Below are 21,655 nucleotides of genomic sequence, written 5' to 3'. Positions count from 1 at the left end.
GCGGTGTGCAGGACCGCCCGGTCCTCGGTGGTGTTGATCTTCTCGCCGCGGAACATCGCGTCCCGCAGCCCGAACACGTCGGTGGCGGCGGCCAGTTCCTGGAGGAGGGCGAGGGTCTCGTCGGTGACGAGGTGCTTGGAGTAGTCGATCCGCAGATCGCCGACGCGCACCACGTAGCGCTCCGCGCGCCCCGGGTCGGACGCGAACAGCTCACGCAACTGCGGGCCCTGCTGCCATCCGGCGCGGTGGTCGGCCAGCGCGGTCCACTGCGGGCGCCGGGTGAGCCTGGGGGAGTCAGACATGGGTGGGGATCTCCTTGGTGCCTTCGCCGCGCAGGGCCACGGCGTACATCTCGTCGGCGTCGAGGCGGCGAAGCTCCTCGGCGATGAGTTCGGAGGTGGGGCGGACCTTCAGCGCGAGGGTGCGCGGCGGCTGACCCGGCAGGGACAGCGTGGCCAGCGGGCCCTCGGGGCGGTCGATGACGATCTCGCCGCCCTCGACGCCGAGCCGTACGGCCGTGACCACCGGGCCGGCGGTGACCACCCGGTCCACACCGACCTTCAGCCGGGCCTCCAGCCAGCGGGCGAGCAGTTCGGCGCTGGGGTTGTCGGCCTCGCTCTCCACGGTCGCCGAGGAGATCTTCGTCCGCGCCTGGTCCAGGGCCGCGGCCAGCATCGAACGCCAGGGCGTCAGCCGGGTCCAGGCGAGGTCGGTGTCGCCGGGCGCGTACGACTTCGCCCGCGCCTCCAGCGCCTTCAGGGGCTGGTCGACGGCGTACATGTCGGTGATGCGGCGCTGGGCGAGTGCGCCCAGCGGGTCCTTGGCGGGCACGTCGGGCGCGTCCACCGGCCACCACACCACGACCGGCGCGTCCGGCAGCAGCAGCGGCAGCACCACCGAGTCGGCGTGGTCGGACACCTCGCCGTAGGTGCGCAGCACGACCGTCTCGCCGGTGCCGGCGTCCGCGCCCACCCGCACCTCGGCGTCGAGGCGGGAGTTGGTGCGGTCGCGCGGGCTACGGGCGTGCCGCTTGATGACGACCAGGGTCCGCGAGGGATGCTCGTGCGAGGCCTCCTCGGCGGCCTTGATCGAGTCGTAGGCGTTCTCCTCGTCGGTGACGACCACCATCGTCAGGACCATGCCCACGGCGGGTGTGCCGATGGCGTGGCGGCCCTGCACCAACGCCTTGTTGATCTTGCTTGCCGTGGTGTCGGTCAGGTCGATCTTCATGGCCTGCGCCAGCTCCGTCCGTCTCGTGCGAGCATCTCGTCGGCTTCCTCGGGTCCCCAGCTGCCCGACGGGTACTGGGCCGGTCGGCCGTGCGCCGCCCAGTACTCCTCGATCGGGTCGAGGATCTTCCAGGACTCTTCCACTTCCTGGTGACGGGGGAACAGATTGGCGTCGCCGAGCAGCACGTCCAGGATGAGCCGCTCGTACGCCTCCGGGCTGGACTCCGTGAACGACTCGCCGTACGCGAAGTCCATCGTCACGTCCCGGATCTCCATCGAGGTACCCGGGACCTTCGAACCGAACCGCACCGTCATGCCCTCGTCGGGCTGGACCCGGATGACGATCGCGTTCTGGCCGAGTTCCTCGGTGGCGGTGGAGTCGAAGGGGGAGTGCGGGGCGCGCTTGAACACCACCGCGATCTCGGTCACCCGGCGGCCCAGCCGCTTGCCGGTCCGCAGATAGAACGGGACGCCCGCCCAACGGCGGTTGTCGATCTCCAGCTTGACCGCCGCGTAGGTGTCGGTCGTCGACCCCGGGTCGATGCCGTCCTCCTGGAGATAGCCGGGCACCTTCTCGCCGCCCTGCCAGCTCTGCGCGTACTGCCCCCGGACGGTGTGCGCGCCCAGGTCCTCCGGCAGCCGCACCGACTTCAGCACCTTGAGCTTCTCGGTGAGCAGCGCCTCGGCGTCGAAGGCGATGGGCTCCTCCATCGCGGTCAGCGCCAGCAGCTGGAGCAGGTGGTTCTGGATGACGTCACGGGCCGAGCCGATGCCGTCGTAGTAGCCCGCCCGGCCGCCGATGCCGATGTCCTCCGCCATGGTGATCTGCACATGGTCGACGTACGACCGGTTCCAGATCGGCTCGTACATCTGGTTGGGGAAACGCAGCGCCAGAATGTTCTGGACGGTCTCCTTGCCGAGGTAGTGGTCGATGCGGAACACCTGGTCCGGGTCGAACACGTCGTGCACCACCCGGTTGAGCTCCCGGGCGCTGGCCAGGTCGTGGCCGAACGGCTTCTCGATGACCGCGCGCCGCCAGGCTCCCTCCGGCGCGTTCGCCAGACCGTGCCGCTTCAGCTGCCGGACGACCTTCGGGAAGAACTTGGGCGGTACGGAGAGGTAGAAGGCGAAGTTGCCGCCGGTGCCCCGGGAGGTGTCCAGCTCCTCGACGGCCTCCCGCAGTTGCTTGAAGGCGGTGTCGTCGTCGAAGTCGCCGGGGACGAACCGCATGCCCTCGGCGAGCTGCTGCCAGACCTCCTCGCGGAACTCCGTGCGGGAGTGCTCGCGCACCGCGTCGTGCACGACCTGCGCGAAGTCCTGGTCCTCCCAGTCGCGGCGGGCGAAGCCGACGAGCGAGAAACCCGGCGGCAGCAGACCGCGGTTGGCCAGGTCGTAGACGGCCGGCATCAGCTTCTTGCGGGACAGGTCGCCGGTCACGCCGAAGATGACGAGTCCGGACGGCCCGGCGATCCGCGGGAGGCGGCGGTCGCGGCCGGACCGCAGCGGGTTCACCCATTCCGACGCCGGCATGACCGGGACGTGCACCTCCTCCGGCGCGGGCATGGCCGGGGCGTGCGCCTCCTCCTGGGCCGTCCCCTGGTCGGGCGTGCTGGTCATCGCGCGTCAACTCCCTTGCTGTCCATCGACTTCGTCACGGCGTCCAGCAGGTCCTGCCAGGCCGCCCGGAACTTGGCGACGCCCTCGTCCTCCAACTGCGCCACCACCTCGTCGTAGGAGATCCCGAGCCCCTCGACGGCGGCGAGGTCGGCACGGGCCCGGTCGTAGCCGCCGGTCACCGTGTCGCCGTGGATGTCCCCGTGGTCGGCGGTGGCGTCGAGGGTGGCCTCCGGCATGGTGTTGACCGTGCCGGGGGCGACCAGTTCGTCCACGTACAGCGTGTCCTTGTACGCCGGGTCCTTCACCCCGGTGGAGGCCCACAGCGGGCGCTGCCGGTTGGCACCCGCGCCGGTGAGGGCGCCGAAGCGCGCACCGCCGAAGACGTCCTCGTACGCCTCGTAGGCGAGCCGCGCGTTGGCCAGCGCCGCCCTCCCCTTCAGGGCCAGGGCCTCGCCCGTGCCGAGCACCGTCAGCCGCTTGTCGATCTCGCTGTCGACGCGGGAGACGAAGAAGGAGGCGACCGAGTGGATCCCGGACAGGTCCAGGCCGCGCGTCCGCGCCTTCTCCAGCCCCGCGAGGTAGGCGTCCATGACCTCGCGGTAGCGCTCCAGGGAGAAGATCAACGTGACGTTGACGCTGATGCCCAGGCCGAGGACCTCGGTGATCGCCGGCAGCCCCGCCTTCGTCGCCGGAATCTTGATCATGACGTTGGGGCGGTCCACCAGCCAGGCGAGCTGCCGCGCCTCGGCGACGGTGGCCCGCGTGTCGTGGGCGAGCCGGGGGTCGACCTCGATCGAGACCCGGCCGTCGCGGCCGCCGGTCGCCTCGTGCACCGGGCGCAGGACGTCGGCGGCCGCCCGCACATCGGCGGTCGTCATCATCCGTACGGCCTCGTCCACCGTGACGCCCCGCACCGCCAGCTCGGCGAGCTGCTCCTGGTAGCCCTCGCCGGAGCCGATGGCGGCCTGGAAGATCGAGGGGTTGGTGGTCACCCCCACCACGTGTTTCTTCTCGACGAGTCCGGCGAGGTTGCCGGAGGTGATCCGGCTGCGCGAGAGGTCGTCCAGCCAGATCGAGACGCCTTCGTCGGCGAGGCGCTCAAGTGCTCCCGCGGTCGCGGTCGCTTCGTTCACTGTGATCATCTTCTTTCCTGCCGTCGGATCAACCGCGCGCGGCGGCCAGGGATTCCCGGGCGTTCGCTGCGACGTTGTCGGGGGTGAGGCGATGGGCGGCGCGACGAGTCCGGGTGCCGGCGCGGGCGCCGGGACGTTCGAGGGAGGCGGTGCGTCCCGCGTCCCCTGTGAACCGGTACCCCGTCGGACCGATCCCGCCCTCGATTGCGACGCGGGCCCGCACGGACGGCGGAAGGGCACGCTCTCGGCAGGGGTGCGACCGTTCCCCGGACCACTCCGCGCAGGGCATCGGCACCACCGGGGCCGATCCCCTCGGCCTCCAGCGTCTCGCGGGCGGCGAGGCCCGGCCACACCGCGATCGGCCCGCCCCGGGCGGTGCGTGCCGCCGGGCGTGCCCGAGGACGGGGCGAAGAGGTCACGGTCGGCCCACCCCGGGATTCGCGGGAACGTGATTCATCACCTTTTGAAAGATCGAGCGCCGTCTGTCGTCTGACGTGTTCAATCTTAAAAGTCTGACTTTTAAGTGGGAAGGTGGGGTGCGTCAGTTTGCGGCGAACGCGGGACGGCGGTGGTGCGCCGGAGGGAGAGCGGGCACCACGAAACGCCCTGACGATGCGGAGTCGGGGCTGTCGAGGCCGGCGCGCAGAAAGCGCCGGCCTTCACCCGGGCGCGGGCGCGCACGTCGAAGTGTTCGACCGCGCTCCAGGCGTGTGCGCGGGCGCGGCCGGTGGGAGCAGGTTCCGGTCCGGGCGCGGCCGTCCGTGTGTTGTCGCCCGGTGGCGCCAGGGCTTGTCCGGCGGATCAAGTCGCAGGAAAGCGGCGATGCCGTATCGGCCCGGGTGAAGGGGGCACCGGGGGTGTTCGCTGCTCGAGCGGAGCCGAGAGCTCGGGGGAGCGTCCGGCGGCGAGGCGGAGGAGGGAGTCGACGCGGTGGGGGCGCCCCCCGGCCGAAGGCTGGGGGACGTCGGCGACCGACGAAGACGCCGCTGGGAACCCCTCTGGGGAAGGGCGTGCCGGATCCCGCGTCCGCGGCATGATCCGCCGGACAGGCCCTAGGCCGCCCTGGGGCGAGGCGCGCGCGGGGTGCGGGGTGCGCGTCGCGGGGTGCGCGGGGTCCTGGCGGGGGCCGGTGTGTCCTCGGGCGGGCAGGCCTCGGTGAATGCCTCGGCCGCCCCGAAATCCGGGGCCTGGAAGGGGTCCGTCGCCGGCGGTGGCAGTGCTTCGGCGGAGCGGCGGGGCTGCCCTTCCAGGGCCGAGAACAGCGAGGTCGGGTCGATGAGAGGTCTCCGTTTCGGTGCAGGCCCCTGGGGGCCCGGTGTGTCGCGACAGGCACCGTCCGCCTCGTCGGGCAGACGCCGCCTGTCGCAACACTAGAGCTTGGTCATCTTGGCGTACGGGCTCAGGATCCGCATCTGCGCGGAGCCGAAGTCCACAAGTGCCGCGATGCCGTCCTCGATGCCGATCACCCGGCCGAGTCCGTATATGTCGTGCGTGACCTTGTCGCCCACGGCGAAGTGCTTCGGCGGTGGGGGTACCGGGGCCTTGAAGGGGCTGGTGGGCAAACGACGCTTCGGTGCAGCAGGCTTTGTCATCTCCCTCAGTATGCGCCTTCGCGGCGCCCCTCCGCTGCGGCCGTCCGATTCGTTGCCGAACCGACCCCGAACGGAACGGTCGCCGGGGGAGGGGGCGCACCCGGCGCGGGCGCCCCGGGCGGCGCGCACGCCGACGGCGCCGGGCTCGGGACCCGGCGGTGCGGGTCGAGTCGCCCGGCGCCGCCGGCGGTCGGTCGGGGAAACTCAGTGCCCGAAGTTGAACCAGTTGACGTTCACGAAGTCGGCGGGCTGGCCGCTGGTGAAGGTCAGGTACACGTCATGAGTGCCGGTGATCGAGCTGATGTTCGCCGGGACCGTCCGCCAGGACTGCCAGCCGCCCGTGTTGGCCAGCGCGAAGCTGCCGACGGGAGTGCTGGTACGGCTGTCCAGGCGCACCTCGACCAGACCGCTGACGCCCGAGGCGGCACCGCTGGCGACCCGGGCGTTGAACTGGGTGGCCGCCCTCGAGCCGAAGTTGACGCCCTTGTACAGCGCCCAGTCGCCGTTGGCGAGCGAACCGATGTCCTGGCCGCCGCCGGTGTCGGTCGTGGTCTCGGCGACGGCACCGGACTGGCTGTCGTAGGACTCGGCCTGAACGGCGCTGTAGGCGTCACGGTTGCCGGTCGGCGGAGGCGTGGTACCGCTCCCGCCGCCCGTCGACTGGAGCACCTGCACGTAGTCCACGACCATCGGGTGGCCGGGCTGGGTGTCGTTGTCGAGTCCGCCGCCGAACGCGTCCGGGAAGCCGCCGCCCATCGCCACGTTCAGGATGACGAAGTAGCCGTGGTTGGTGGCGTTGGCCCACGTCGTCGTGTCGACCTGACTGGCCGTGACGGTGTGGTAGTTGACGCCGTCCACGTAGAAGCGGATCGCCTCGGGGCTCGCCGAGCGGTCCCACTCCATGGTGTAGGTGTGGAAGCCGGACTGACAGGTCGTGTTCGGACAGGCGACGGAGTTGCCGATCCCGGTGGTCTCGTTGCACGGGCCGCCGGGGTTGGTGCCGCAGTGCATCGTGGCCCAGACCTTGTTCAGGCCCTGGACGTTCTCCATGATGTCCAGCTCGCCGACGGACGGCCAGTTCTGGTAGTTGCCCCGGTAGGGCGAGCCGAGCGCCCAGAACGCGGGCCAGTAGCCCTCGGCCGCGGTGCCGGTGACGTTGGGCATCTGGATGCGGGCCTCGACGCGCAGCTTGCCGCCGGCCGGGGGCTGGAAGTCGGTCCGCGTGGTCTCGATGCGGCCCGAGGTCCAGCGTCCGGCGGAGTCGCGCAGCGGGGTGATGCGCAGGTTGCCGCTGCCGTCGAGCGAGACGTTGCTGGTGCTCGACGTCATCGTCTCGACCTCGCCGGTGCCCCAGTTGGCGGCGCCGCCGGGATACGAAGTGCCGGTGTCGTACTGCCAGTTGGCGGTGTTGACGCCGGTCCCCGCGGTGCCGTTGAAGTCGTCGAGGAAGACCTGGGTCCAGCCCGACGGGGCACCGGGCGCGGAGGCGTTGGCGGGCAGGGTGGCGGCGGTGGCGGCCATCGCCGCCAGGCCGAGGGTGCCGAGGACGGCGACGAGGGCGCGCCGGACGGGGCGCCGCCTCCCGGGCATGCCGGAGGTTTGGCTCATGGGGGGCCTCTCGGTACGGATTGGGGTGCGCGGGTGTTGGGGAGCAGGGAGAGCGTCCGAGGTTCTTGAGAGCGCTCTCAAAGTGCGGCCAATGTGCTCCCTGGCACGTCCGTCGTCAAGAGGTGAAACCGAGAAATTCCTTACGCAGCAGGTGAGTTAACCCTATGAATGCATGAATGTGCCGTGACGGTACGGCAGTTGGACGTCACGACAGCGTCATGTCGCCGCACGTGACCGCGGGCCGCCCTGCCGCGTACCGGCGTCAGAGCGCGCTCCCGGCCTTCCAGTCCGCCCAGGACAGGTTCCAGCCGTTGAGACCGTTGGCCGGGTCGACGGTCTTCTCGCCGGAGTTCTTCACGATCACGACGTCGCCGAGCATCGAGCTCTCGTAGAACTTGTATCCCGCGACGGCGGGGTCGCTCGCGCCCTTGGCGTCGTGCAGGCCGACGCAGCCGTGACTGGTGTTCTGACTGCCGAACACCGAGGTGGAGGCCCAGTAGTTGCCGTGGATGAAGGTGCCGGACGTGGTCAGGCGCTGGGCGTGCGGGACGTCCGCGATGTCGTACTCGTCCCCGAGGCCGACCGTCGAGGACTCCATGCGGGTCTGCCGGAACCGCTCGCTGATCACCATGATCCCGGACCAGGTGGTGTGCTCCGCGCTGCCCCCGGAGACGGGGTAGGTGGCGTGGACCGATCCGTCCCGCCTCACCGTCATCCGCTTGGTGGCGAGGTCGACCGTGGTGATCTGCTCGCGGCCGATGTGGAGGACGACGTCCTTCGACTGGACGCCGTAGACGCCGTCCCCGCCCTCGACGTCCTTGAGCCGCAGACTGAGCGTGATCTTCGTCCCGGGCGCCCAGTACGTCTCGGGCCGGAAGTCGAGCCGGGTGTCGCTGAACCAGTGGCCGACCACCTCGACGGCGGGTTCGGCGGTCACCGTGACGGCCTTCTCCACGGCGGCCCGGTCCGCGACCGCGTGGGTGAACGTGAGGGACACGGGCATGCCGACGCCGGAGGTGGAGCCCGCCTCGGGCGTGTAGTAGCCGACGAACGTCTCACCGGGCGACTTCGTGGTGAACGTCGCGCTCTGCGCGGCGGCGCCCGCCACCTGTGCCGAGACCGTGTACCTGGTGCCCGAGTACGGGTTCCGCGCCGAGGTCCACCGGGTCTTCGCGTCGTCGAGCGAACCCTCCAGGGTGGAGCCGTCGTTGCCGGTGACCGTCACGGAGGCGAGGGTGCCGTCGGTCACGGTGACCTCGACCGGGCTGGTGAACGAGGCCTTCCTGGTGCCGTCGGCGGGCGTGACCGAGACGGTCGGCTGCCTCGTCGCGGCGGCCTTCACGGTCGCGGCCGCCGCTGTCGTCGCCCCCTCCGAGGCGTCCGCCGAAGCGCTGCTGCACCCGGTCAGCGCGGCGCCCGACACCGCGCCGAGGGCCCCGAGGACCCCGCGCCGGGTCCACCCCCGCGGCAACTGCCCGGACCGGTTCGATATGTGCGAGACGCCCACGGTTGGCCTTCCTGAGATGTCCACGTATGCGCGTGCATCCTGCGACTCCCACCTGGGTACGGGCTTTGAATCCCCCTCCGGCACCTGAGATTTCGGTGAGGATGTGCACTCGCTAACCTGTCGTGAGCACGCCCGGACCACGACAGGGGAATCATGAGTCTGCGCCGTAACCGTCTGCTGCCCGTCTGCGCCGCCCTCTGCGCCTTCGCCCTCGGCGCCTGTTCGGGCTCCGGCGGGGCCGCCGGACCGTCCGGGGACAAGGGCGGCGGCGACACCGGCGGGGTGATCGCGCTCGCGGACGCGAAGACCGTGCTGCGGAACTACGCCGAGGTCAACAACGCGGCCAACGCCACCCAGGACGGCGAGAAGACCGCCACCGTGGAGAGCGGCGCGCTGCTGTCGCAGAGCAAGGCGTCCTTCCATCAGTACCCGGCCTGGACGAAGAAGGAGCAGACGGAGTCGGAGAAGCCCTTCACCTACCCGGTCGAGGGCGCCCGTTTCCACATCCCGCCCAAGGGGTCGGCCGACTTCTTCCTGGTGGACACCCGGATCACCGGCGAGGGCATCGCCGAGGACCGCCGTCGGCTGCTGGCCTTCAAGCAGGTCGTCGACGAGAAGGCCAAGGGCGGCAAGGCCTGGAAGGCGGTCGCCGTGGGCGAGATCACCGGCGGGCTGCCGGCCGTCGCCGAGGACGGCGACGGGTTCGTCACCCCGGTCGCGACGGCCGACAAGGTGGGGTCGGTGAAGGCCGGCGACCTGGTCGCGCTGTCCCAGGACTTCTATGTGACCGGCGGGAAGAAGGCCGCCGCCGTCTTCGCCGAGACCGACTCCGTCAAGGCCTGGAAGAAGGCCTACGCCAACCGCGCGTCCTTCGACGACCACTGCGTCGAAGGCGAGTACGAGGCCGGGTCCGGCGGTGCCGACACGGCGTACGGCGTGCGGACGAAGGACGGCGGCGCGCTGGTCCTCTACGACTTCGGCTACCGCTACAGGAACTGGGGCAAGGCCGAGTGCGGCGGCAACGACCTGCACCTCGACGACCTGCCCGTGGTCTCCAAGATCTACCTCGGCGGCCGGACCACGGTCCTGACCCTCACCCGCATCGACTCGGTGATGGCCATGGCCGTGGTCCCGGCATCGGGGAAGAAGGTCCGTGTCACCGGGTACCGGGAGCAGCTGACCTACGCCCAGTGACCGCCGCGGGCTCCGGCCGCCGGGGCCGGTCGCCAGCCCAGCGCCCGTGAGACGCCGCGCGCGGCGAGGCGCACCGCAGGTACCAACTCCGGTACCTGGGAAGGGGCGTGGGGTACGACGACCGACACGGCGGCGACGACCCCGCCGTCCGGCCCGCGTATCGCGGCCGCCACCGACAGCGCGTCGTCGGTGACCTGACGGCTGCTCACCGCGACCCCGGTGCGCCGGACTTCGGCCAGTTCACGGCGCAGGCGAGCCGGATCCGTGAGGGTGTGGGGCGTGAAGGACGCCAACGGGCCCGCGCAGTAACCCTCCTGGAACTCCGGTTCACCGTGGGCGAGCAGCGCGAGCCCGACGCCGGTGGCGTGCAGCGGCCAGCGCGCGCCGATCCGGATGTGCACGCCGACCGAGGAGTGACCGGAGAGCCATTCGATGTAGACGACGTCCGCCCCGTCCCGCACGGCCAGTTGCACGTTCTCGTGCGTCGCCTCGTACAGGTCCTCCAGGTACGGCAGCGCGACCTGGCGCAGCGCGAGCCCGCGCGGGGCGAGGGCGGCGATCTCCCAGAGCCTGAGCCCGATGTGGTACGTGCCCGTCCCGTCGCGCTCCAGCGCGCCCCACGCGGTGAGCGCCCCCACCAGCCGGTGGGCCGTGGTCAGCGTCAGTCCGGCCCGTCGGCCGATGTCGGTGAGGGAGAGCGCGGGGTGCTCGTGGTCGAAGGCGGCGAGCACCGCCAGCAGACGGTCGGGTGCGGAGCGGGCGCCGGTCACGGCCGGCCGTCCCCGCCCGGCCCCGGCGACGGCGGGCCCGGCCGGTGCGGCCGACGGCCCGGATCGGGGTGCAGTGTACGCATCCAGGGCTCCTGCGCGTCGACGTGAACGGGGCGAGCGGCTCAGCGTACGACGTCCACGAAGTCCGGGTGGACGTGGCAGGACCCGCCGCCCGCCGGAAGCGTGTCAGTACGGCAGTGCGACGGTGTCCGCGCGGGCTCCGCCGGTGCCGAGCAGCGCGACGGCCCGGGGGAGGCCGGGCCGGCCGGTACCGGCCCGCGCGCCCCCGCCCTGCTCATGGGCAGGCGGCGTATGCGCGGGTGCTCCGTGGCGAGGCCGTCCCGGTGCCGGGAGCAGCCGCAGCCGTGGGGCGCACACCTCGGCGCCGCGGGGCGCCCACGGCAGGTCCTCGGCCGTGGTCACCCGCAGCGTCAGCCAGACCTCGCCGCCGTCGCGCGGCAGCGCGAACGGCAACGGCACGGCGGCCGTCTCGCCCGGCCGCAGCGCGGGCAGCGGGGCCGGCCCGGTCAGGGTCCGGCCGTCCGCCGCGGCCAGCTCCCAGGTGCCCGCCAGCCAGGCGAGGTCCCGGGTGCGCTGCCGGTTGCCGAGGACGATGCCCTCGTGCCGGAAGGACCGGATCCACACCGGTGCGGTCGAGTCCCGTGCGAGCAGGACGACTTCCCCGGGGCCGGACGGCCGCCCCGGGTGCGGCGTGCGGTCGGCGCACCCCACCCCGCCGGGGACGGGTCCGCCGTCGTACCGGGGCTCGCCGGAGCCGTCGTCGTACGCCCGGACGCGACCGGGTGAGGTGACACCGTTGCCGTGGCGGCCGGAGCCATGCTGCCCGACCGGTCTTCCGTCGCTCACGCGTCGCACCCTTCCCCGGCCCCGGGACTCCCGGATGAACCCGCCCTGAAGACAGGGGGTGGCCTCGATGGCCGCCCAGTGAGAGGTTTTCATCCTGACTCGCAGGTCACGGGGCTGGTGTGCGTCTGCGGTGATGTACTCGCGCCGGTCAGGGAAGTGATCTTCTTCGGGAGATCGTCTGTCACCGGTGGACTTCGGCGTTCGCCAGGACGAGCAGGTCACTCCACGGTGAGCACCGTCTTCCCGGGCCCGGCCTTGGACGCCTGCGCCTCGCCGGCCCGTTCCAGCGGGTAGGTCGCGGCGACGGTGGGCACCAGACGTCCGGCGGCGGCCAGCTCGGCGAGCGCGGTCATGCCGAGGCGGTCGGCCTCCACGAACAGCCCTGCCAGCCGCACCCTGCGCTCCGCGGCCTCCGCGGCGGCCGGTGCCAGCGTGGGCGGCAGCGTCGAGACGAGCACTCCGCCGGGGCGCAGCGCCCGTACCGCACGGGCCGGATAGTCCCCGCCGATCGTCTCCAGTACGGCGTCCAGGGCCGGAGCGACGGCTGCCAGATTCGGGGCGGTGGTGTGGTCGATCACCTCGTCGGCGCCCAGTGCGCGGACGAACTTCTCGTTCGCCGCCGACGCCAGTGCGATCACATGCGCACCTCGCGCCTTCGCGATCTGCACGGCGAGGTGCCCGACCCCGCCGGCCGACCCGTTGACCAGCACCCGGCTGCCGGGGCCGACCCCGGCGGTGTCCACCAGTGCCTGGTAGGCGGTCAGCCCGGCCAGCGGCAGCGCCGCGGCCTGGACGTGGGTGAGGTTCGCCGGCTTGGGGACGAAGGCCCGGGCGGGCGCGGTGACGTACTGCGCGTAGCCCCCGAGGCCGCGCGGGAAGGGCAGCATGCCGAAGACCTCGTCACCGGCGCGGTGCACGGTGACCCCGGGGCCAGTCGCCTCGACCGTGCCCGACACGTCGTAGCCGAGGACGAAGGGCGGCTCGCCCACCAGTGTCCCGGTCTGCCGGTTCATGCTGTCGACCGGGTTCACACCCGCCGCGCGGACCCGTATCAGGATCTCCCCGATACCGGGGACCGGCCGCTCGCGCGTCACCGTCTCCAGCACCTCGGGCCCACCGAGCTGCTGCTGGCTGATGGCCTTCATCGTCGTACCCATCGAATTCTCCTGTCTCTCTTGCTCTTCTGTGGGGTTTCAGGCGGTGGCCGGGACGCTGCCCAGTCCGCGCCTGACGTCCCTGGTGGTGCGGTCGCCGAGGACCTCGGTCGCCCCGCTCTCGATTCCGGCGAGGACCTGTGCGGCGACCTCCGCGGGGTCGGCCTTGTCGGCGGGCATCCCGGCTGTCATGTCGGTGTCCATCAGCCCGACGTGCAGCGCGGAGACCCTGATCCCCCGGGGCGCCAGCTCCTCGCGGACCGCGTCGGTCTGCGCCCAGGCCGCCGCCTTGCTTGCCGCGTACGAGCCGAGGCCGGCCGGGTGCCACCAGGAGAGGACCGAGAGCACGTTGAACACGGTCCCGCCGCCGTTGTGCTCGATGACCGGCGCGAAGGCGCGGGTGACCGTGAGCGGGCCGAAGAAGTTCGTCTCCATCTCGCGGCGCACGGCCTCCAGGTCGCCTTCGAGCAGACGGGCTCCGGTGGAGACCCCGGCGTTGTTGATCAGCAGCGTCGCGTCGGAGGCGATCGCCGCGGCAGCCCGTACCGACTCCTCGTCAGTCACATCGATGCGCAGCGGGATCACCCCTGGCAGGTCGACGCCCTCCGGCCGCCGCGCACCGGCGTACACCTTCGCGCCACGCCGCACCAGCTGCCCGGCCAGGTGACGCCCCAGCCCCCGGTTGGCCCCGGTGACCACCGCGACCGCGTTTCCGAGATCCATCTCGCCTCCACAGTTAGATTACGTCCGTCATCTAACTAACACCATAGGATAGAAGTCGTACGACATCCAATCGGGAGGTGGCAGATGGGACGGGTATCGCGCGTCCAGGCCGAGAAGAACCGCGAAAGGGTCGTCGAAACGGCGTCCCGGCTCCTGCGTGAACAGGGCACGCAGGTCAGCGTCGCCGAGCTGATGAAGGCGGCCGGGCTGACCCACGGCGGCTTCTACAAGCAGTTCGCCTCCAAGGAGGCCCTGGTCGACGAGGCCACCGCGCACGCCTTCGCCGAGCTCACCCGCGACCACACCGCCACCGCAGGGCGGCATCCCGGCGAGCCCGCCGCCGCCCGGAACGCCGTGATCGACACCTATCTGTCGCCCGGGCACCGCGACACCCCCGGCACCGGCTGCCCGGTCGCCGCCCTCGCCGCCGACATGGCCCGCGAACCCGGGAACGAGGAGGCCCACCGGGTCTATGCGGAAGGCGTCACCCGCTTCGCCGCCCTCCTGGAAACCCCCGGCAGGGACGGCCTCACCCAGCTCTCCACCCTGGTCGGAGCCCTCCTCCTCGCCCGTGCCACCAGGGGCACCCCGCTTTCCGACCAGCTGCTTTCGGCGGCCCGCGCCGACCTCGCCGACATCCGACCCCCGTTCCGGGACGGCCTCACCGACCAGCCGCCCCGGACTTGAATGATGATCAGGCTCCGGCCGTCGGCTGAGCACTCCGACCGCGGCCCGACGGGGCGCCTGATCCGGTGCCGCGCGCTGACAGGTATGCCGTTCGGCGCGGGTCACGGACCGCCTGCGTCCGGTCAGCGCCGTTGATCGGCCTCCGTCCCGGCGGTGCGGGTACCAGTGGCCGCCAGGCCGACGACGACCCGGTGATCATCACCGTCCGCAAGGCCACCAAAAGCCACGAGCTCACCGACGCGGAGAAGGAAGCGAACCGCCTGCCCGGCTGCGAACGCGCCGCCGTCGAGCACGGCTTCGCCGACCTCAAGTCGTGGCGCGTCCTGGCCGAGGTCCGCATGGATGCCCGCCACGCGACCATGCTCCTGCGGGCCCTGCTCGTCCTGGCCGACACCGAAGTCCAGAAGTGACGGACGATCTCCCCGCAACGATCAGGGTCCTGGCCCGCAGGAGCACGTCACTCACACCCCACACCAGGCCTATGACCTGCGAATTCAGGATGAAAAGGTCTCAGTGGCCGCGGACCGGGAGGCCGGGGGAGACCGACGCGCAACCCGCCGCGCCTCCCCGCGCGGTCAGGGCGGCGTGCGAGGGCGGCCGGGGACGGCGATTAGCGTTCAGGTCGTGGCACACCCGGGTCCTCGTGGCGGGGGCCGGTGCGCGGGTGGTCCGGACAGGAAGGGCGGAGGCAGCGTGAAGCTGACGATTCTGGGCGGCGGCGGATTCCGTGTGCCGCTGGTGTACGGGGCGCTGCTCGGCGACCGGGCCGAGGGCCGGGTCACCCGGGTCGTGCTGCACGACCTGGACCCCGCACGGCTGACCGCCGTCACCCGGGTGCTGGCCGAGCAGGCCGCCGGGGTGCCGGACGCGCCCGAGGTGACCGCCACGACCGACCTCGACGAGGCCCTGCGGGGCGCCGACTTCGTGTTCTCCGCGATCCGCGTCGGCGGTCTCCAGGGCCGCGCGGACGACGAACGGGTGGCGCTCGCGCACGGTGTCCTCGGCCAGGAGACGGTCGGCGCGGGCGGGATCGCGTACGGCCTGCGCACGGTGCCCGTCGCCGTCGACATCGCCCGCCGGGTGGCCCGGCTGGCCCCGGACGCCTGGGTCATCAACTTCACCAATCCCGCGGGCCTGGTCACCGAGGCCATGTCGCGCCTGCTCGGCGACCGGGTCATCGGCATCTGCGACTCTCCGGTCGGGCTGGGCCGCCGTATCGCCAGGGTGCTCGGCGCGGACCCGCGCGAGGCCTGGATCGACTACGTCGGCCTCAACCACCTGGGCTGGGTGCGCGGTCTGCGCGTCGCCGGGCGCGACGAACTCCCGCGACTGCTCGCCGACCCCGGCCTGCTCGGCTCGTTCGAGGAGGGCAGGCTCTTCGGCGTCGACTGGCTGCGTTCGCTGGGCGCGATCCCCAACGAGTACCTGCACTACTACTACTTCAACCGGGAGGCCGTGCACGCCTACCGGCAGGCGGAGAAGACCCGCGGCGCCTTCCTGCTCGACCAGCAGGCCCGCTTCTACGCCGAGGCCGCCCGCGCGGACGTCCCGGCGCTGGCGGCCTGGGACCGTACCCGGGCCGAGCGCGAGGCCACGTACATGGCGGAGAACCGGGAGTCGGCCGGGGCCGGCGAGCGCGAGGAGGACGATCTGTCCGGCGGGTACGAGAAGGTGGCGCTGGCCCTGATGAGGGCCGTCGCGCGCGACGAGCGCACCACGCTGATCCTCAACGTCCGCAACCAGGGCACCCTGCACGTGCTGGACGCCGACGCCGTCATCGAGGTGCCGTGCCTGGTCGACGCCAACGGCGCCCACCCCGTGGCCGTCGCCCCGCTGCCCGAGCATGCCACCGGCCTGGTCTGCGCCGTGAAGGGGGTCGAGCGCCAGGTGCTGGCGGCGGCCGGGTCCGGCTCCCGCGCGACGGCGGTGAAGGCCTTCGCGCTGCACCCGCTCGTCGACTCCGTGAGCGTGGCCCGCAGGCTGATGGAGGACTATGCGGGGGCGCATCCCGGCCTGGCGTATCTGAGTTAGCGCGGACCGCCCTCCCGGGCCGTCCCCTTCGGGTCGGCCGGTCGCCCCCCGTGACAGCGGCCGACCGACCCGAGCCCCCGTTCCCCCGTGGGACCCCCGTGCTCCCCCGAGCCTTCGGGTTTCCCTGTGTTCCCCCGTGTCCTTCACCATGAAGAGCCCGCTGCCCGTTGCCTGATACACCTTGAGCGGAAAAAAGTTCCCCCCGGTCCGAAGCGCCGGGGGGAACTCTCCTGTGGGGGCTGGGCGGCAGGGGTCCGCTAGCCGGTGAAACCGGCCGTGATGGACGTGAACTGCCAGGTGCTCTGGCTGATGCCGGAGCAGTTGCTGACCACGCCGCCTCCGGGGCAGGACCGGTCGCGGTTGACCGACCAGTAGGCGAGGCGGGCGATGTGGTGGGAGTTGGCCCAGTCCCGGATCGAGGTCCAGATGGCCGGGGTGGTGTTCTCCTGCTGGTCGGACAGGCCGTTCATGCCGGAGATGCCGATGTGGGAGTAGGCGGTGGCGTCGTCCCACCCGAAGGTGGACTTCAGCTTTGCCTTGAGCCCCTCGGTGGCGTTGACGGTGTTGCCGTACATGTCGGAGCCGCCGCCGAAGTCGAACGGCATGATGGTGAAGACGTCGATGTTGGCGCCGAGCGAGTTCGCCTGCTCGATCAGCCGGTTGCCGTAGTAGGTCGGACCGGTGGTCGAGGTGCCGAAGGTGACGATCGTCTTCAGTCCGGGGTTGTTCGCCTTGACGGTCTTCAGCGCGGTGAGGATCTTCGCCTGGACGGCCTCGTTCTCGAACTCGTCCGTGTTCTCGATGTCCATGTCGATCGCCTTGAGGGAGTAGGCGTCGATCACCTTCTGGAGGGCCCCGGCGAGCGCGCTCGCGGAGGAGCAGTTGGCGCCGAGCTTGCTGCCCTGCCAGCCGCCGAAGGAGGGGACGACGTCACCGCCCGCGGAGCGGATCTGGTTGATGACGGTCTGGTCGGTGCCGCCGGTCAGCGGACGGCTGCTGTCCCAGGCGGGGTTGCAGCCGCCGGAGTCCAGCATGAACGCCATCGTGAACCACTTGATCCCGGTCGAGCTCATCACCGAGGTCGCGCTCGGCGGGTCGCCCCAGCCGAGGTAGAGGTAGGGGGCGGCCTGCTTGAAGCCGGTGCCGCCGCTGCCCGCGCTGGTGGTGACGCTCACCGCGTTGGAGGCCGCCGAGGTGTTCCCGGCCGCGTCCCGCGCCTTGACGGTGAAGGTGTAGGAGGTGCTGGCGGCCAGCCCGCCGACCGTGGCGGACGTACCGGAGACGCTCAGCACCTTGTTGGAGCCGCTGTACACGTCGTACGCCGTGACACCGGTGTTGTCCGTCGAGGCGCCCCAGGACAGCGAGACGCTGGAGGAGGTCTTGCCGGTGGAGGTCAGGCCCGTCGGCGCGGTCGGCGCCTGGGTGTCGCCGCCCCCGCCGCCCGGTCCGTCCAGGCTGATGTCGTCGGCGTAGTAGGTGCCCTGCGCGTACCAGCCGTGCACATAGATCTTGGCACTCGTCTGGGAGGCGCCGGTGGTGAAGGACACCGTCAGCTGGCTGTACGCCGACGGGGACGTCGTCCAGGTCGAGGCACCGCCGTCCACGCCGAGGTAGACGTAGCTGCCGCGCACCCAGCCGCTGAGCGTGTAGGCGGTGTTCGGCTGGACCGGGACGGTCTGGGCGCACTGGGCGTTGTCGCTCGAACTCACCGCGCCCGCAAGGGCTTTGGAGCCGCCGTGGACGGGGGAGGAGACGACGGAACCGAGGTTGCCGGTGCAGGACCAGGGGGAGAGACCGCCCGATTCGAAGCCGGGGTTGGTCAGGACGTTGGCGGCCTGGGCGGTGCCGGGAAGGGCGACGGCCCCGGCGACCGCGAGCGCCGCGGTGCCGAGCAGCGCGAGCAGCCGCCGTCTGGAACGTACGAGGAATGAGGTGCGCACACGATCTCCCTGAAGGAATGGGGGTGTTCGGGAGTGCACATAAGTGCGGGGGACGTGCAGTGCGGTGCAGTGCGGTGCGCAACCAAGTTGGTATGGACCAATCATGGTGTCAAGGTGCTGCGTCATGATTGGTCCAGACCGGTATCAAGTTATGTGAGAAGAAGGCCTGTCGGGGCCTGCGTGGTCGACTGACCGGACCGGCTCGACCGGCTCGACCTGCTCGACCGGCTAGACCTGCTCGACCGGCTGGGCCAGGACGACCGGCTGGGCGGCCGGGGCGATCGCCTGCGTGGGGACGGCCGGGAGCAGCGGCTCGGTCTCCTCCAGCCGCTGCTGCGGCAGCGTCACCGGCCGCAGCTGGCGCGGGCCCGAGACCACCGTGTAGTCCTGCCCCAGGAACGGCGGAACGACGTCGCCCGCGTCCTCGCCGAGGGCCAACTGGACCGCCGCCCAGGGCGCGTTGATCCCGCACAGGGAGAGCTGGTGCAGCCCGCCGGCGGGGCGGGTGTTGACGTCCATGAGGACCGGCCGGTCGCCGAACATCCGGAACTGGATGTTGGACAGGTAGTGCAGCCCGAAGCCCTCGGCGATCCGCCGGGCCGGCTCCAGCCACTGCTCGTGCAGGGTGAAGCCCCGACGGCGGCCGTTCTTGGTGCGGCCCACGGCCATCCGGACGCGGTTGTCGGTGCCGGTGAGGCAGTCGACCGAGACCTCCGGCTGCTCCAGACGCGGCATCACCAGCCAGTCGACCGGCTCGTCGGCCCGCCGCAGTGCGTCCTCGACCAGGTCGAGCGGCACGTACGGGCTGGGGAACCCGCTCAGGTGCGCGAGCGAGAACGGCGCCCGGGTGACGACCCGGAAGCCCACACCGCCCGCGCCGGACGCCGGCTTGAAGCACGCCTTGTGTCCGGCCTCCTCCAACTCCTCTACGGCGGCGACGAGTTCGTCCGCCGTACGCACCCGCCACCACGGCGGCACCGGCACGCCGATGGCCTGGACCGCCTCGTAGGCGACCACCTTGTCCTCGAAGACGGCGACGGCCTCGGGGGTCGGCGCGAGCAGCGCCGTGCCGACCGCCTCGAAGTCGGCGCGGTGCGCCACGACGGCCGCCTGGTGCAGTCGGGGCACGAACACGTCGATGCCGCGGCGCTGGCACTGGTCCAGGGCGTACTCGACGTACGCGGCCGGGGACAGGCCCTCCGGTTCGAGGTCGGCGGTGTCGGCCGCGGCCAGCACGGGTGAGTCCGCGTCACCGTGGGTGGCATGGATCTCGACCGCCCGGTCGCTGGGATTTCGCCGCAGCTGATCCATGAAGAACACGTTCTCCGCGTACGTGCGGTTGAGCCAGACGCGTACGCGAGAGAGCATGCAGGCCGCCTTTCAGGGCATTTCGGGCAGGGCGGAGCGGCCCGTGCCCGGGAAGGGAGATTGGAGGGACACCAAACCGCCCTGTTCGAAGGGAAGGTCGTAGTGGAGGTGTTGGGGCGATCATACGGCTTGGCGAGGCTCGCGCGTGCAACGCGCGTGTTACGGATTTTCCGATCGTGTGGATCCGGGCGGCGTGATCGGGTATCCCCTTGCCGCTCCCGGCTTTCGGCCCTCCTCGCCTCCGCCCTCCCGACCGCCGCGGGCCGCCCTTGCCACCCCCGGGCGGATGTGATCTCGTGGAGCGGTCGATTGGGTGCGACCGCCGCCGCGGGGGCGGTCGCACACGTGGGGCGACAGGGAGGCGAGAGGTGACGTCGACGGTCGGCGGTACCGGACAACTGCTGGCCATCAGCGATCTGCACATCGGATACGCCGAGAACCGCGCTCTGGTCGAGCGCATGCGCCCCGAGTCGGAAGCCGACTGGCTCCTCGTGGCCGGTGACGTCTCGGAGACCGTCTCCGACATCCGCTGGGCGCTGAAGACCCTCGCCGGCCGCTTCGAGAAGGTCGTCTGGGCGCCGGGCAACCACGAGTTGTGGACCCACCCCAAGGACTCCGTCACGCTGCGCGGGGTCGCCCGCTACGAGCACCTCGTCGAGATGTGCCGCGACCTGGGCGTGCTCACCCCCGAGGACCCCTACCCCGTCTGGGAAGGCCCCGGTGGCCCCGTCGTCGTCGCTCCCCTGTTCCTGCTCTACGACTACTCCTTCCTGCCCGCCGGCTGCACCACCAAGGAGGAGGGGCTGGCGTACGCGCACGGCACCGGAATCGTCTGCAACGACGAGTTCCTGCTGCACCCCGACCCCTATCCGAGCCGGGAGGCGTGGTGCCGGGCCCGGGTCGCCGAGACCGCGCGCAGACTCGAGGAGATCCCGCCGGACCTGCCCACGGTCCTCGTCAACCACTATCCGCTGGACCGGCACCCCACCGACGTCCTGTGGCACCCCGAGTTCGCCATGTGGTGCGGCACCGGGCTGACCGCCGACTGGCACCGTCGTTTCCGCGTGGAGACCATGGTCTACGGCCACCTGCACATCCCGCGGACCACCCGGCACGAGGGCGTCCGCTTCGAGGAGGTCTCCGTGGGATACCCGCGCGAGTGGCGCAAGCGCCCGCAGCCGCCGGGACGGCTGCGCCGCATCCTGCCGGAGGAGGACGGGACCGCGTGATCGAGGAACTGCTGCCGCGGTCGGTGGTCGTCGTGGAGGCGTACGACGACGACCACTCGGACGGGTCGGGGGAGGCCGCGCTGTACCCCGAGGAGGCGGCGGTCGTGGCACAGGCCGTCGCCAAGCGCCGCCGCGAGTTCGCCGCCGTGCGCGCCTGCGCCCGCCGCGCGATGGACAAGCTCGGGGTGCCGCCCCAGCCGGTGCTGCCCGGCGAGCGCGGAGCACCGCGATGGCCGGCCGGGCTGATGGGCAGCATGACGCACTGCGACGGCTACTGCGCCGCCGCCCTCGTCCGCGCCGACGACCTGGCCTCCCTCGGGATCGACGCCGAGCCGCACCAGCCGCTGCCGGACGGCGTCCTGCCCGTGGTGTCGCTGCCCCCGGAGGCCGAGCGCCTGCGCCGACTGGCCGCGGACCGCCCCGACATCCACTGGGACCGGCTCCTGTTCAGCGCCAAGGAGTCCGTCTACAAGGCGTGGTTCCCCCTCACCGGACAGTGGCTGGAGTTCACCGAGGCCGACATCGACCTCCGTGTCGAGCCGGGCGAGCGGCCGCACGGCACGCTGCGCGCCGAACTCCTCGTCCCCGGACCCGTGCTGGACGGCCGCCGCGTGCGGTTCTTCGAGGGCCGGTGGACCGTCGACAAGGGGATCGTGGCCACGGCCGTGGCGGTACCGCACGCCTGAGAGCTCCCGTCGGGCGCGGCGCGGTCATGGCCGTGGGGACCAGGACCAGGTGTGCAGCAGCCGGAAGAACTCCTCCTCGTTGCCGGCGAGTCCCGCCGCGGACAGGGCCCGCTCGGCCTCCGCGAGGACGCCGGGCGGCACCACGGCGGGCCGCCCGCCCGACGGCCCGGCACCCGTGTCGTCGAAGGCCGCCCGCACGGTGTGCAGCAGCCGCAGATAGGCCTGTACGGCGGTACGCTCGCGGTCGGTCGGTACGGCAGTGCGCATCGGTCGGCTCTCCCCGTGTCGGCTTCGTCTCTCCCGCGCCCCCGAGGCACGTG

At 71.8% G+C, this 21,655-nt stretch carries 19 protein-coding genes and 1 pseudogene; 6 read left to right on the top strand and 14 right to left on the bottom strand.

Features of this window, described 5'->3' with window-relative positions:
• From ACZ60B_RS28265 to ACZ60B_RS28235, 7 genes and pseudogenes are all read right to left on the bottom strand, one after another.
• Nucleotides 1–302 (bottom strand): annotated as a pseudogene (locus tag ACZ60B_RS28265) (glucose-6-phosphate isomerase); the annotation flags it as partial.
• Nucleotides 295–1,230, bottom strand: coding sequence for a glucose-6-phosphate dehydrogenase assembly protein OpcA (gene opcA / locus ACZ60B_RS28260; protein WP_469391727.1), 936 nt, complete (start codon nucleotides 1,228–1,230; stop codon nucleotides 295–297). The gene opcA and the pseudogene ACZ60B_RS28265, both read right to left, overlap by 8 nt.
• Entirely contained in the window at nucleotides 1,227–2,792 is a 1,566-nt protein-coding gene (gene zwf, locus ACZ60B_RS28255) for a glucose-6-phosphate dehydrogenase (protein ID WP_469391733.1), read from the bottom strand. Before zwf ends, opcA begins: the two co-directional genes overlap by 4 nt.
• Nucleotides 2,793–2,842: 50 nt before the next feature.
• Nucleotides 2,843–3,988, bottom strand: a complete 1,146-nt coding sequence (tal, locus tag ACZ60B_RS28250) for a transaldolase (RefSeq protein WP_469391725.1) — start codon at nucleotides 3,986–3,988, stop codon at nucleotides 2,843–2,845.
• Between the two features lie 1,361 nt (nucleotides 3,989–5,349).
• Entirely contained in the window at nucleotides 5,350–5,571 is a 222-nt protein-coding gene (locus tag ACZ60B_RS28245; protein ID WP_351621766.1) for a hypothetical protein, read from the bottom strand.
• 204 nt (nucleotides 5,572–5,775) lie between these two features.
• Entirely contained in the window at nucleotides 5,776–7,179 is a 1,404-nt protein-coding gene (locus tag ACZ60B_RS28240; protein WP_469391722.1) for a glycoside hydrolase family 16 protein, read from the bottom strand.
• Nucleotides 7,180–7,441: 262 nt separating this feature from the next.
• Nucleotides 7,442–8,686, bottom strand: coding sequence for a L,D-transpeptidase (locus ACZ60B_RS28235; protein ID WP_469391720.1), 1,245 nt, complete (start codon nucleotides 8,684–8,686; stop codon nucleotides 7,442–7,444).
• A gap of 153 nt (nucleotides 8,687–8,839) precedes the next feature.
• On the opposite strand from ACZ60B_RS28235, the gene ACZ60B_RS28230 reads away from it, so the two are divergent.
• A complete protein-coding gene (locus ACZ60B_RS28230) occupies nucleotides 8,840–9,880 on the top strand; it encodes a DUF8094 domain-containing protein (protein ID WP_469391718.1) in 1,041 nt (346 codons plus the stop codon).
• On the opposite strand, the gene ACZ60B_RS28225 is transcribed toward ACZ60B_RS28230, so the two are convergent.
• The 4 genes from ACZ60B_RS28225 to ACZ60B_RS28210 form a co-directional block, all read right to left on the bottom strand.
• Nucleotides 9,868–10,650, bottom strand: a complete 783-nt coding sequence (locus ACZ60B_RS28225; protein ID WP_469391716.1) for an IclR family transcriptional regulator — start codon at nucleotides 10,648–10,650, stop codon at nucleotides 9,868–9,870. The genes ACZ60B_RS28230 and ACZ60B_RS28225 overlap by 13 nt on opposite strands.
• A 186-nt stretch (nucleotides 10,651–10,836) precedes the next feature.
• Nucleotides 10,837–11,517, bottom strand: a complete 681-nt coding sequence (locus ACZ60B_RS28220) for a DUF4981 domain-containing protein (RefSeq protein WP_469391714.1) — start codon at nucleotides 11,515–11,517, stop codon at nucleotides 10,837–10,839.
• A gap of 218 nt (nucleotides 11,518–11,735) precedes the next feature.
• Nucleotides 11,736–12,674, bottom strand: coding sequence for an NADP-dependent oxidoreductase (locus ACZ60B_RS28215; RefSeq protein WP_469391712.1), 939 nt, complete (start codon nucleotides 12,672–12,674; stop codon nucleotides 11,736–11,738).
• A 36-nt stretch (nucleotides 12,675–12,710) separates the two neighbouring features.
• The gene (locus ACZ60B_RS28210) at nucleotides 12,711–13,394 is read right to left on the bottom strand and encodes an SDR family oxidoreductase (RefSeq protein WP_469391710.1); all 684 of its coding nucleotides are present in this window, start codon (nucleotides 13,392–13,394) and stop codon (nucleotides 12,711–12,713) included.
• Nucleotides 13,395–13,478: 84 nt separating this feature from the next.
• Between ACZ60B_RS28210 and ACZ60B_RS28205 the strand changes: the two genes are divergently transcribed.
• The 3 genes from ACZ60B_RS28205 to ACZ60B_RS28195 all read left to right on the top strand — a co-directional run bounded on the left by ACZ60B_RS28205 (nucleotide 13,479) and on the right by ACZ60B_RS28195 (nucleotide 16,112).
• Nucleotides 13,479–14,081 (top strand): TetR/AcrR family transcriptional regulator, encoded by a 603-nt coding sequence (locus tag ACZ60B_RS28205; protein WP_469391708.1) that lies wholly within the window; start codon nucleotides 13,479–13,481, stop codon nucleotides 14,079–14,081.
• A 131-nt stretch (nucleotides 14,082–14,212) separates the two neighbouring features.
• Nucleotides 14,213–14,491 (top strand): hypothetical protein, encoded by a 279-nt coding sequence (locus ACZ60B_RS28200; RefSeq protein ID WP_469391706.1) that lies wholly within the window; start codon nucleotides 14,213–14,215, stop codon nucleotides 14,489–14,491.
• Nucleotides 14,492–14,774: 283 nt separating this feature from the next.
• Nucleotides 14,775–16,112: a 6-phospho-beta-glucosidase gene (locus ACZ60B_RS28195; protein WP_469391704.1), complete on the top strand. Its 1,338-nt coding sequence runs from the start codon at nucleotides 14,775–14,777 to the stop codon at nucleotides 16,110–16,112.
• Nucleotides 16,113–16,369: 257 nt separating this feature from the next.
• On the opposite strand, the gene ACZ60B_RS28190 is transcribed toward ACZ60B_RS28195, so the two are convergent.
• Nucleotides 16,370–18,052 carry a carbohydrate binding domain-containing protein gene (locus tag ACZ60B_RS28190; RefSeq protein ID WP_469391702.1) on the bottom strand — a complete coding sequence of 561 codons (1,683 nt, stop codon included), beginning with the start codon at nucleotides 18,050–18,052 and terminating at the stop codon, nucleotides 16,370–16,372.
• A gap of 228 nt (nucleotides 18,053–18,280) precedes the next feature.
• Nucleotides 18,281–19,420 (bottom strand): ATP-grasp domain-containing protein, encoded by a 1,140-nt coding sequence (locus ACZ60B_RS28185; protein WP_469391699.1) that lies wholly within the window; start codon nucleotides 19,418–19,420, stop codon nucleotides 18,281–18,283.
• 368 nt (nucleotides 19,421–19,788) lie between these two features.
• On the opposite strand from ACZ60B_RS28185, the gene ACZ60B_RS28180 reads away from it, so the two are divergent.
• Both ACZ60B_RS28180 and ACZ60B_RS28175 read left to right on the top strand, forming a co-directional pair.
• Complete coding sequence (locus ACZ60B_RS28180; protein WP_469391697.1) at nucleotides 19,789–20,649, top strand: metallophosphoesterase family protein; 861 nt, start codon at nucleotides 19,789–19,791, stop codon at nucleotides 20,647–20,649.
• The gene (locus ACZ60B_RS28175) at nucleotides 20,646–21,335 is read left to right on the top strand and encodes a 4'-phosphopantetheinyl transferase family protein (protein ID WP_469391695.1); all 690 of its coding nucleotides are present in this window, start codon (nucleotides 20,646–20,648) and stop codon (nucleotides 21,333–21,335) included. The genes ACZ60B_RS28180 and ACZ60B_RS28175 overlap by 4 nt, the downstream gene beginning before the upstream one ends.
• A gap of 24 nt (nucleotides 21,336–21,359) precedes the next feature.
• On the opposite strand, the gene ACZ60B_RS28170 is transcribed toward ACZ60B_RS28175, so the two are convergent.
• Nucleotides 21,360–21,602, bottom strand: a complete 243-nt coding sequence (locus tag ACZ60B_RS28170; RefSeq protein WP_469391693.1) for a hypothetical protein — start codon at nucleotides 21,600–21,602, stop codon at nucleotides 21,360–21,362.
• Nucleotides 21,603–21,655: the final 53 nt, after the last annotated feature.

The organism is Streptomyces sp. NPDC104096 (assembly GCF_055584385.1).
This window is presented reverse-complemented; position numbering and strand designations above follow the sequence as displayed.

What these genes read in the sequence shown, in the direction of transcription:
- ACZ60B_RS28205 (WP_469391708.1), top strand. Translation starts at nt 13,479, where the DNA reads ATGGGACGGGTATCGCGCGTCCAGGCCGAGAAGAACCGCGAAAGGGTC.
- ACZ60B_RS28230 (WP_469391718.1), top strand. Translation starts at nt 8,840, where the DNA reads ATGAGTCTGCGCCGTAACCGTCTGCTGCCCGTCTGCGCCGCCCTCTGC.
- ACZ60B_RS28245 (WP_351621766.1), bottom strand. Translation starts at nt 5,571, where the DNA reads ATGACAAAGCCTGCTGCACCGAAGCGTCGTTTGCCCACCAGCCCCTTC.
- ACZ60B_RS28215 (WP_469391712.1), bottom strand. Translation starts at nt 12,674, where the DNA reads ATGGGTACGACGATGAAGGCCATCAGCCAGCAGCAGCTCGGTGGGCCC.
- opcA (WP_469391727.1), bottom strand. Translation starts at nt 1,230, where the DNA reads ATGAAGATCGACCTGACCGACACCACGGCAAGCAAGATCAACAAGGCG.
- zwf (WP_469391733.1), bottom strand. Translation starts at nt 2,792, where the DNA reads ATGCCCGCGCCGGAGGAGGTGCACGTCCCGGTCATGCCGGCGTCGGAA.
- tal (WP_469391725.1), bottom strand. Translation starts at nt 3,988, where the DNA reads ATGATCACAGTGAACGAAGCGACCGCGACCGCGGGAGCACTTGAGCGC.
- ACZ60B_RS28240 (WP_469391722.1), bottom strand. Translation starts at nt 7,179, where the DNA reads ATGAGCCAAACCTCCGGCATGCCCGGGAGGCGGCGCCCCGTCCGGCGC.
- ACZ60B_RS28185 (WP_469391699.1), bottom strand. Translation starts at nt 19,420, where the DNA reads ATGCTCTCTCGCGTACGCGTCTGGCTCAACCGCACGTACGCGGAGAAC.
- ACZ60B_RS28210 (WP_469391710.1), bottom strand. Translation starts at nt 13,394, where the DNA reads ATGGATCTCGGAAACGCGGTCGCGGTGGTCACCGGGGCCAACCGGGGG.
- ACZ60B_RS28170 (WP_469391693.1), bottom strand. Translation starts at nt 21,602, where the DNA reads ATGCGCACTGCCGTACCGACCGACCGCGAGCGTACCGCCGTACAGGCC.